General features: G+C 38.9%; 16 protein-coding genes. 4 read left to right on the top strand and 12 right to left on the bottom strand.

The features are described 5' to 3' along the window. Both NSP_RS16165 and NSP_RS16160 read left to right on the top strand, forming a co-directional pair. On the top strand, nt 1-203 hold a 203-nt coding region (locus NSP_RS16165; protein WP_017804237.1), incomplete at its 5' end, for a helix-turn-helix domain-containing protein. Nucleotides 204-247: 44 nt separating this feature from the next. Then, complete coding sequence (locus NSP_RS16160; RefSeq protein ID WP_144360553.1) at nt 248-844, top strand: IS630 family transposase; 597 nt, start codon at nt 248-250, stop codon at nt 842-844. Nucleotides 845-926: 82 nt separating this feature from the next. Here the strand turns inward: NSP_RS16160 and NSP_RS16155 are convergent, their stop codons facing one another. Beyond that, nucleotides 927-1,124, bottom strand: coding sequence for a type II toxin-antitoxin system HicA family toxin (locus NSP_RS16155; RefSeq protein ID WP_006198105.1), 198 nt, complete (start codon nt 1,122-1,124; stop codon nt 927-929). Further along, complete coding sequence (locus tag NSP_RS16150; RefSeq protein ID WP_006198104.1) at nt 1,125-1,370, bottom strand: DUF1902 domain-containing protein; 246 nt, start codon at nt 1,368-1,370, stop codon at nt 1,125-1,127. A gap of 316 nt (nt 1,371-1,686) precedes the next feature. Here NSP_RS16150 and NSP_RS16145 point away from each other — a divergent pair, with 316 nt between their 5' ends. After that, entirely contained in the window at nt 1,687-2,283 is a 597-nt protein-coding gene (locus NSP_RS16145) for a type IV toxin-antitoxin system AbiEi family antitoxin domain-containing protein (protein ID WP_006198103.1), read from the top strand. Between the two features lie 14 nt (nt 2,284-2,297). Here NSP_RS16145 and NSP_RS16140 read toward each other — a convergent pair whose 3' ends face one another. From NSP_RS16140 to NSP_RS16120, 5 genes are all read right to left on the bottom strand, one after another. Beyond that, nucleotides 2,298-2,738 (bottom strand): hypothetical protein, encoded by a 441-nt coding sequence (locus NSP_RS16140; protein WP_006198102.1) that lies wholly within the window; start codon nt 2,736-2,738, stop codon nt 2,298-2,300. A 133-nt stretch (nt 2,739-2,871) separates the two neighbouring features. After that, nucleotides 2,872-3,075: a hypothetical protein gene (locus NSP_RS26990; RefSeq protein WP_006198101.1), complete on the bottom strand. Its 204-nt coding sequence runs from the start codon at nt 3,073-3,075 to the stop codon at nt 2,872-2,874. Nucleotides 3,076-3,082: 7 nt separating this feature from the next. Beyond that, complete coding sequence (locus NSP_RS16130; protein WP_006198100.1) at nt 3,083-3,442, bottom strand: type II toxin-antitoxin system RelE/ParE family toxin; 360 nt, start codon at nt 3,440-3,442, stop codon at nt 3,083-3,085. A gap of 110 nt (nt 3,443-3,552) precedes the next feature. Beyond that, nucleotides 3,553-4,344 (bottom strand): hypothetical protein, encoded by a 792-nt coding sequence (locus tag NSP_RS16125; RefSeq protein WP_231859485.1) that lies wholly within the window; start codon nt 4,342-4,344, stop codon nt 3,553-3,555. Between the two features lie 26 nt (nt 4,345-4,370). Continuing rightward, entirely contained in the window at nt 4,371-5,849 is a 1,479-nt protein-coding gene (locus NSP_RS16120) for a ShlB/FhaC/HecB family hemolysin secretion/activation protein (protein WP_006198098.1), read from the bottom strand. A 53-nt stretch (nt 5,850-5,902) separates the two neighbouring features. Between NSP_RS16120 and NSP_RS16115 the strand changes: the two genes are divergently transcribed. Next, nucleotides 5,903-6,127, top strand: a complete 225-nt coding sequence (locus tag NSP_RS16115; protein ID WP_006198097.1) for a hypothetical protein — start codon at nt 5,903-5,905, stop codon at nt 6,125-6,127. A gap of 61 nt (nt 6,128-6,188) precedes the next feature. Here NSP_RS16115 and NSP_RS25520 read toward each other — a convergent pair whose 3' ends face one another. The 5 genes from NSP_RS25520 to NSP_RS16090 all read right to left on the bottom strand — a co-directional run. Continuing rightward, a complete protein-coding gene (locus NSP_RS25520; protein ID WP_173403274.1) occupies nt 6,189-6,779 on the bottom strand; it encodes an HARBI1 family protein in 591 nt (196 codons plus the stop codon). After that, on the bottom strand, nt 6,686-7,081 hold the full coding sequence (locus NSP_RS26985; RefSeq protein WP_006194781.1) for a helix-turn-helix domain-containing protein: 396 nt from the start codon (nt 7,079-7,081) through the stop codon (nt 6,686-6,688). The genes NSP_RS25520 and NSP_RS26985 overlap by 94 nt, the downstream gene beginning before the upstream one ends. A gap of 612 nt (nt 7,082-7,693) precedes the next feature. Next, complete coding sequence (locus tag NSP_RS16100) at nt 7,694-8,446, bottom strand: peptidylprolyl isomerase (protein ID WP_006198096.1); 753 nt, start codon at nt 8,444-8,446, stop codon at nt 7,694-7,696. A 193-nt stretch (nt 8,447-8,639) separates the two neighbouring features. Beyond that, complete coding sequence (locus NSP_RS16095; RefSeq protein ID WP_006198095.1) at nt 8,640-9,134, bottom strand: calcium-binding protein; 495 nt, start codon at nt 9,132-9,134, stop codon at nt 8,640-8,642. A gap of 239 nt (nt 9,135-9,373) precedes the next feature. After that, nucleotides 9,374-9,950 (bottom strand): transposase (locus tag NSP_RS16090; protein ID WP_193789381.1); only part of this gene is annotated, 577 nt, incomplete at its 5' end.

Below are 9,950 nucleotides of genomic sequence, written 5' to 3'. Positions count from 1 at the left end.
AAGGAATAGAAGGACTCCATGAGTTACCAGGTCGAGGGAGAAAGCCAAAATTGGTGGAAGCTGACATTGAATATTTAGAAAAATGCTTGAAAGAAGAAGCACAAACTTATAACAGTAAGCAATTAGCAGAAAAACTGGATAAAGAGCGTGGGATAAAAGTAAGTACCAACACAATCAGACGGGGACTAAAAAAAAAGGGGTGATTTGGAAGCGGATAAGAATAAGTCATCAAGCAAAACAAGATCCAGTGACTCGTGCAAATAAACAAGCAGATATGGATATGTTAGAACTGGCTGCGGCTAGTGGAGAAATAGACCTAAAATATTTGGATGAATCAGGATTTTCAGCTTGGAGTGATTCAGGTTATACATACTATCAAAAAGGAGAACAAAAAAAGCTCGAACAAACAAAAAGACGTGGACGCAGAATCAGTATTATTGGGCTATTTCAGCCATTAATTAGCTTTATTTATGGTCTAGTAATTGGAGGAGTTAAGCGCAGTTCTTACATCAAAATGATGGAACAAGAGGCGCAAGAAGCATCTGAAAGTAAACGAATGAGAGTCATAGTTCAAGATAATGGACCAATACATTGTTGTAAAGAAGTTCAGGCATTATGGACAAAGTGGGAACAAATGGGTTTATATATGTTTTTCCTTCCTAAATATTGCTCGGAAATGAATCCAATTGAATTAGAATGGCAACATCTTAAACGAGATGAAATTGCTGGAAAAATGTTTGAGGATGAATTAGAACTAGCGTATGCAGTTATGGATGGTGTTGAAACCAGAGGTAAAAAAGGAAAACACCGGACAGAACGTACTAAATTTAACAAAGCCAATTAGGTTAACTTTTCTTTACATACCTTTAAATTTTTCTGTTAACCTACTTAGTCCAAAACTTCTATGTCTAAAAACTAAAGTGACTTTAGAAATGCTTTTCTAGTCCAGCTTGTTTTAGAACCCCATTGGCTGTGTGACGAGATTTCATACAGCCATCTACAACAAAGGAAGTTTGGGTGATAGGACTATACCAAATCTCATGATCTCCTTTACCTTGTCTTTTGAAGTAGCATCCAGCGTTTTCTAAAATACGTTTTACTTCAGGGGTAAAGGATACGCTCATTTAATAACCTACTCCAATAGGTTGCTGAAAATGACTGGTTAAATCCAAAACCACAGGTTTTTTACCAAACGAACTAGCTTGATTTAATTCCATAAGTTCTGGAATCATCATCTCTAATTTTTTTGTCAGCTGTTCTATGGTTTCAGCCTCTGTTACTAATCCGGGTAAGTTTGAAGCATCGGCAACCCAAACACTTGCCTCTGCATCCCAGAAAGCTTGAACTTTTATAGTGATTGTTGGTTCCATGCAGCAAACTCCGTGGTTAACACTACCTGAACCTATTTTGCGTTATATTAATCTGTTTCGCAATCGTGACCACAATACAATTTCAGTAACTAAAATTTTCTGGCGGTCATAGCTTAAACAACACAACAACACTTAAGCCATCCCATCAGGAAGCAGTGCAGCTAATTTCTGTCCCGGCTTACGGTTGTCAATTCCCTTTTTTAGTTTTAACGATGCGTTACAGAAAAATTGTGATAAATTGTGGGTAATTGTTAACTACTGCTAACACTTTATCACATTTACGACCAAGGCTGTATTGCCGTCAAGCGTATAGATTATGTCAAAAACACAACAGGTGCTAGATTATGCCCGTGAAAAAGGCATAATTAGAGCTAAAGATATAGAAGCACAAGCTATTCACAGACAATATCTCAAACGCCTGGAACAGCAAGGACTATTGATACGTTCAGCCCGTGGTATTTACACTTTTGCAGAAGCTGAAATTACAGAAGGTCATACCTTGGCTGAAACTGCTAAACGAGTTCCTAGTGGAGTAATTTGTCTTCTATCAGCACTTAGTTTTTATGGGCTAACTACTCAAGTACCTTTTGAAGTATGGCTTGCTATACCTCACAAGCACCGTCCCCCAAAAGACAATCTTCTACCTCTCAGAATTGTTTATATGTCTGGTAAATCCCTCTGTGAAGGTGTTGAAGAACATCTAATAGAAGGTGTGAATGTACGAGTATATTCTTTGGCAAAAACAGTTGTGGATTGTTTTAAATTTCGCAATAAAATTGGTCTAGATGTCGCGCTTGAAGCACTACGAGAATGTTGGGGAGAAAGAAGATGCTCAATGGATGAACTATGGGATTACGCTAAAATTTGTCGAGTACATAATGTTATACGTCCATATCTCAATTCACTAAAATAATGTTCTTTTCATTTTCACATCAAGTTGAGTTGTTTGCCAATAGAGATTCCCTGTAGGATAATGGTTAACGCTTTGCAAACATCTTTAGGGTTATAGGGGTCAAACTGCGAAAAATCTGTTTTCGATGATGCCTTTGGTACTGCTGTAGATATAACTATTAGTATTTCAACTAGCTTTCTTGTGGCTTCATCTGTAGGCGTAAAACAACCTGATTTTTGTTGTGCATGGTGAACTATATCGCTATTCTTATTTACCCAATTAGTCGCTTTTTCCACCGCAATTCTAGGCATCAAATCAGGCGGCAATTCGTATGTTAAAGCTTCTGCTAAAAATGTAAAAATAATTGTTTTTAGGAGAGGGGAACGATTTAAGCTCCCTATTAAATTTTTAGCGATCGCCTGAGTTTTGTATTGTGGCTCTCCTAGTAATTGCTTACGCCTTTTAGCCTCACCCATTATTTTTATTAGAGGTTATTTTTTAGTTACGGTTTAAAATTAGTTTGACGAAATTTCTATACCACTGTGTACACCAAAGCAAAAATAATCACATCACTTTTGACACTTCAAGAGTGTAAATGAGTTTTTTATATTAAAACAACACATTATCATTAACCTTCCTAAGTATAATTACTTTTTTTTGGTTAATAATTCTGACTTTTATAAGTTTAAGTTTCTCTAGTCTAAGTTTTTGTCTAGTCAATTCTAGAGCAATTAATTCTTGAGCGCGTTTTTCAATTTTGTTTTGACGTTCTATTGGTAGTTCCTTGATTTTTTCTCTCAAACTTTTACCCATTGTGTACTTAACCTTCCTCTTTTAATTTTAAAAGATGATCCTTGTACCGTGCATCAGCTTTTTTGATTAGTTGTTTATAAAAACGTTTTTGGCTAACACCCGACTTATCACCTGCTACCAACAAGATTGCTTTTCTTTTTGGGTCAAAAGCAAATGCTACACGCCAAACACCACCATGAGCCAAAAAACGTAATTCTTTCATGTTGCTGTACTCTGAGCCATTGAGGGTGTCAACGTGAGGGCGTTTTAGCTGTGAGCCGAATTTTTCTAATAACTCTGCTGTAGCAAGTAACTCATCTTGCACCTCTGTAGGCAATCTACCAAACTCCGGCTCAAAATCATCATGAAATTCAACTGTCCATTCCACTAACTTATTATGATTACAATGTCATACGTTTTCAAGAGTATATCAAGTAATTCTAGTAACAATCGGGTAATTTTACCCCTAAGTTTTACTAACCAACCATCCCAGAAAAATCAAATCACATCCACCCCATCAGGAACAAGTGCGGCTAAATCAATTACCTCTGTTAACTTCTGTCCTGGCTTGCGGTTGTCATAGGGGTTCAGGTCATGCTTGGCGTTGTGGTCATCCAGTCGTTGCTGGCATCCCTTAAGAATTTCCTTAACGGTCGCTGGCTTGCTACCCGTAAGACTTTGTATAGCAGTTTGGTTAATATGCCATTTCTGGCTTTTCTCAGTGCAATTATTATTATGAGTTTCCAGTGCGGCGATCGCGCGTCTGGTTAATTCCTCAGCACGGTTGGGATGAGTCTTGTAAACTCTGTTAGTTAGTAGGTCTTGAGTTGAAACTGTTGTCAAGTCGTCGTTAGACATTTTCGCCTTGCCTACGACAATAGCCGAGTAAGTCTGGCAGGATTTTCTAACAAACTCAGCCAATGACATTCCAGAGTGCGCGATCGCTTCCTCTACCATTTTCTGTGTGTCAGCGTCTAACTCTAGTTGGGAAATGTTCATAATTTTTGCTGTGGCGACTTCTGCGGGTATTGATTCTGCGGGTGCGACTTCTGCGGGTGCGGGTGCGGGTGTGGGTGCGGGTGTCTCAACTTGCTGTTGTTCTTTCCACTGTTGCCGGGCATCGTCGCCAACTGCGTCATATTCATCAGTGGTTAAGGTGAAAAACTGAAAAAATAAATGCTCGTACCTGGGAACATTGCCTTTACCCGAATTGGTGAAATATTGCCCTTTATGCTCTTGTTTTTTAGTTGCTGGGAACACAGCCCTGAAAGCCTTACGAACATCAGCCATTGGCTTTGGAATGTGTTTCTTAGGAGTTAAAAAGCATTGTACTGCAAATAAAAGTAAAGTCCATTTTCTTGCCATGTCCCTCTATTAAGTAGGTTAACAGATACTAAAGGAATACCCCAGTTAAGACGAGCCGTGAACCGATCTCCCTGTAACCATTGCAAACCTAAACCAATAGCAGCTAAAGTATTAGGCTGAGGATTTTCTCTCCCCGAATTATTCCAACCCACGCCAAAGTCTGCAAAGGGAATAACCTGCAACATCCCACCTATATTAGTTGCTCTTAGGATTGGTAATTGTACTTCAGCTGAAGCTAAAGCCCCATTGTCAGTTAACAAGAAATTTTGACGATAACCCCGCACACTACCCAAGCCTCCCAAGCCCCACTGCTCTAAAGGCAAAAGCGGCCTGGATGCAAGTTGCGTATTTGCACGTACTAGCAGTAATATTTCAGGAGCTAACAGACGTACCCACTGAGCTTGCCCCTGCCAACTGAAAAAGCGACTATCGGGGGGTTCGGGATTAATTGTGGCATTTAACGCACCGATACCCAAATTAAATTGTGACCTCAGAGCAATTACTTCCTGACTGTTGCGAGTCGTCCATTCTTGAAAAAACCGCAGTGCTGATATGCTTGTGCGTCCGGCTTCATCAGAACCCAAAGCCGGAAAAGGTATGCGTTCTTGTTCGATAAAAGAGGCTTCACTTTCAATCTTAGATGCTGTCACACCCAGGGCAAATTCCTGCGTGGGAGTTTGGACTAATGGCTGGCGAAATGTCAATTCATAGTAACGAGAAGAGGATTCAATATCTAGAGCGTTGAAAGGACGTTCAATCACATTGCTAGACGCAGTACCAAAGTTAAAACTGAGAGTTCCGTTGTGAGGATTAAGAGGCAGTATATAACTGGCATCTAAGGCATTACTACCATCGGTATTAGTGTAAGCTACTCTCAAACCATCACCTAGTCCGAGTAAGTTAGCTTCGCTCAGTTGCAACTTCCGGCGGAAACTACCTACGGCTGGCGATCGCCCATTATCTAAAACTACTTGGGCGCTAAATGTTCTCGCCTCTTGAATTTCCACTTGTAGCCGGCTTGTATTGGGGCGCAACCCGGTTGACAATTCCGCCGACACATTTTCAATTAAAGGATTAAGTTCTAGAAGTTGCAATCCCTCCAGTAACCGTTGCTGATTTAGGGGTGGTGTTGTGGCTAGTGCTAGACGGCTACGGATATAATTGGGGTTCAGTCGCTGAGTACCAGTGATTTTAATGTCCTCCAATCGACCTTCCACCACCTGAATTTTAATCACACCAGACTGAATCTTTTGCGGTGGGATGTATGCACCAGAAGTAATGTAGCCTTTATTGATGTATAGTTCCGTGATTTGAGAACGAGCCTGAAAAATTTCCCTCATTGTGATTGGCCGTTTGGTAAACTCAGCCACGGCTTCAGCTAATTCTTCAGGACTAAACACTGTACTGCCCATAACTTCAAACCGCTCCACAGTAATAGTTTGATCAGCCTCACTGGGGAATACTTCTTCTGGGGTGGAACTTGGTGGCGAAGGTGGAAGTAAGTCTGCTGGTGGAGGTAATGGCTGTTGCGGTTGTGGTGTTGGGAGTGGGGAAGGTGGTTGGATATCCTGCGGCGGCGGGAATCTTTAGACATCTCCGAAAACTATCAAACCCTTGCAGTTACGATATTTTTGGTGAGCGATCGCTAACTGCAAATATCCTGAGATTCTACGGTAGAATAGGTGTTAGAAATGCGTGTTGTTGGTAATTAGCCAAAAGTAGGATCTCTTTGAGGTAATTTTATTATAAATAATTTCAAGTTTTTATAGTTACAAAATAAATGTGCCAATGCGTAATCTAACGAGTCCACAAATAGTCATAATTATCTGCTCGTATTTAGAGGAATTTAATCTAAATCTTTCTTGAGCTACTCTAAATATCTTCACTAAACGAATTAAATGTTCTACAAATATGCGCTCTGATGCCAGTTCTTTATTTTGAATTTTTTGTTCAGAACTTAATTCTTTTTTTCTAGGCTTTTTTTCAGGTGTTTTAATTGATTTCTCTCCTTGGTAAGCTTTGTCACCGGAAAATTTTTGTTTCTCTTCAAACCCATTTTTATTTTCCCGAAATAAATTTATGTCACTTTTTCGTCCTGGCTCACCAGCTACTACATCAACAATATCTCTACCATTAGGCAGAACAATTAATTGACTTTTTCTAGTGTGCATTTTCTTCTTACCTGAGTAATATTTTTCCTGCTGTTGATACTCTGAAGGTCTTTCTATGGGCTGTTCATAGCTATCTACGATTAGTTCAAAGTCTGTTAAAACTTCTTTAACAATTTCATAGTCACTGGAGTTTTTTTTACCTGTTCTACTAAACTTGGTGGTAATAATTCTCCCAATAATGGCAACCAATAGTTAAACGTATCATTTGCAGTTGTTTCACTCACGCCAAATTGAATACCCAATAGTTGAAATGTGGTTAAATGTCGTAAATATGTTAGGGTGAGAATTATTTGCTCCGATGGTGATAATTTTGGTCTGCGACCACCTCCACCCAGAATAATTCTCACTTTTCTATCTTCAAGCAATTCTCGTTTATGATTGTGCAGTTTAATGGCTTTGTCTAAAAGTTCCTGCAACTGTTCATATTTCAGCCCTACTAAACGCTGTGCTTCCTGGGGATTATTTTGGATATAATCGAATATACTGCTCATAATGCTTTACTAAAAATAGCATTTTATACTCTTATACCATAATTTTATTCTTTTTCGGAGATGTCTTTTGGGAGAAGATGAAATTTTCCCTTGGTAGTTCTTCGGCTTGACCCCGCAAAGGTCTAGAAGTGATACTACTGAATAGAAATATACTCAGAGGCAACCAGAACAATGGCGATTTTATAGAATATTTATCAATCATAAATAGGACTTACGCATTGACAGGACAAACCAAATAGGGGGTATAAATGAATGGCATTAAACTTTGATTTTCCCACACTTTTTAGGCCATACCTCCGGCGGGCTACGCCTACGCTATTTATCAAGGGATGATTGATAAAAGCCTAAAATGACCTATTTCCCTTAATGCACAAAATCAGGAATTTGTACAGTGCTTAAATCCTAATAAAGTAAATTTATACCAATTATTTGTGACGACTTCAATTATTTTGACCCTACTCCCTACCCCGCAAAAATCCGGTTCCCTCTTCGCTCGCGGGGAAAATTCTTGAAAGGAATTTGTAATGTAAGTCATACCCTGATAAGTATATTGATAAATGTATTCATAGTTGCTCAAATTGAGCTTAATATTTTCAATTTGATATAGTGGGATTATCCTCTTTTCAGATTTTGCTCTGTCATCTGTGCTTGTAACCAACTATTAAAACGCTCATTTAGCAAGCGTTGACGCAGGGAATTATCTAACTGTGTGAGTAATAACTTTTCTAGGCGGACTATGACTATCCAGTTTTCTAATTGAGTGGGTGGTAATAGTTGTTGTGGCTGGCTAGTAGCTAATATTTTGGCTAAAGCTGGATGAATAGTTTGCAGTTCTACGGGACCAACTAAACCATTGGTCTGTGCTTCTGGTCCTTGAGAATATTCCCGCGCCAATTCTGCAAAAGTTTGTTCTCCAGCTTGCAGACGAAAATAGATTTCTTGAGCAATCCCAATGTCATTAGTTCGGATTAGAGAATAGACTACTCGATCTAATTGGGGTTTGCGTTGTGAAAAATAAGATTCTAAATCGCTTCCCCAGGTGAAATGCTTAAATTTTTCGATTTTAAATTGGCGGATGGCGATCGCATCCAACTGTTCTGCACTCATGTTATTTTGCTCAAGCCAACGCTGACGCACATCTTCAGAGGTAATTTGATAATGTTGGGCTATTTGTTCACAGGCGATTTTCTCCTCTTCTGGTGTACATGAGATTGGTGCGATCGCTTCGTCAAGCACTACCTCTTTGATTAGCTGCGGCAGCATTTGGTATTTTTCCAGCAGTTGCAAAATTTCTGCGGTGGTTGACTGATTGAGATTAGTAGCCGCTTGTTGCCAGATATTGCCTGATTCTAGAATTGTTGTCATATTGCTTTATTAGAAACATTTCATGTTTTCAAACGGGTAATCCACAATGAGAATCTTGAACCATACATCTATAACAATATCCGCATCTCGACTCAATAATATAAATTTGCGAATGCGACATACATATGCAAATGTACACTTACTGTAAAATATGCGATCGCCTCCTTTGTTCAGAAGCGATCGCCATGTTCAATTAACTCCAACTAACAAGAAAGTCTTGGTTAGTGAGATTGAGTCCAGAAGAAAGCTGTGCTAATGCTACTGGTTGTGCAGAACCTAAAGCATCAGAATCAAAATAGACAATACCATTGCTATTATTATACATGATGGTATTTGTCCAAGAATTAGAACTTGTACCGATAGAGAATACATTGGAAGCAAGTGCATCACTTCCGTCGTCCGACCATACCATATTATTAAAGCCAGGTGCGAACAATTCTATCTTGTCTCCTTGAGTCCTGGAAAAGTCGGTGATGGTATCCATACCTTCGGAGGGAGAGTTAAACCTGAATTTGTCTGCACCCAGTCCACCTGTAAGAGTATCCTGTCCTCCTAATCCTAAGAAGTTATCATTTCCAGAAGTTCCCACCAGATTATCATTGCCTGAAGTAGCTGTAGTACCTGTAGATGTAGCATTAGTTAAAGCAAGAGCAGGAACTGGTTGGGGGGCTTCAACTTTGAGAGACATGGTACGATCATTCCAGTCATTTCCTACTCAAGACGCTGAAGAAGTAAACTCTTTTTTGCTCTGGTCTAAAAATGGACCATTGTAAAGGTTAATCTTCCAACCATCAGGTAATACTAAAGAACTTATTATACCTACAAAACTATAATCATTACTTAAATAGGCTAAATCTTGAGAGTCATATTTTCCTGGTGCTAAGTAGGTTAACAGAAAAATTTAAAGGTATGTAAAGAAAAGTTAACCTAATTGGCTTTGTTAAATTTAGTACGTTCTGTCCGGTGTTTTCCTTTTTTACCTCTGGTTTCAACACCATCCATAACTGCATACGCTAGTTCTAATTCATCCTCAAACATTTTTCCAGCAATTTCATCTCGTTTAAGATGTTGCCATTCTAATTCAATTGGATTCATTTCCGAGCAATATTTAGGAAGGAAAAACATATATAAACCCATTTGTTCCCACTTTGTCCATAATGCCTGAACTTCTTTACAACAATGTATTGGTCCATTATCTTGAACTATGACTCTCATTCGTTTACTTTCAGATGCTTCTTGCGCCTCTTGTTCCATCATTTTGATGTAAGAACTGCGCTTAACTCCTCCAATTACTAGACCATAAATAAAGCTAATTAATGGCTGAAATAGCCCAATAATACTGATTCTGCGTCCAMGTCTTTTTGTTTGTTCGAGCTTTTTTTGTTCTCCTTTTTGATAGTATGTATAACCTGAATCACTCCAAGCTGAAAATCCTGATTCATCCAAATATTTTAGGTCTATTTCTCCACTAGCCGCAGCCAGTTCTAACATATCCATATCTGCT

It is taken from the genome of Nodularia spumigena CCY9414, from assembly GCF_000340565.2.
In the GTDB taxonomy this organism is placed as follows: domain Bacteria; phylum Cyanobacteriota; class Cyanobacteriia; order Cyanobacteriales; family Nostocaceae; genus Nodularia; species Nodularia spumigena.
The sequence above is the reverse complement of the archived record's forward strand: the minus strand, read 5'-3'. Positions and strand labels throughout refer to the sequence as shown.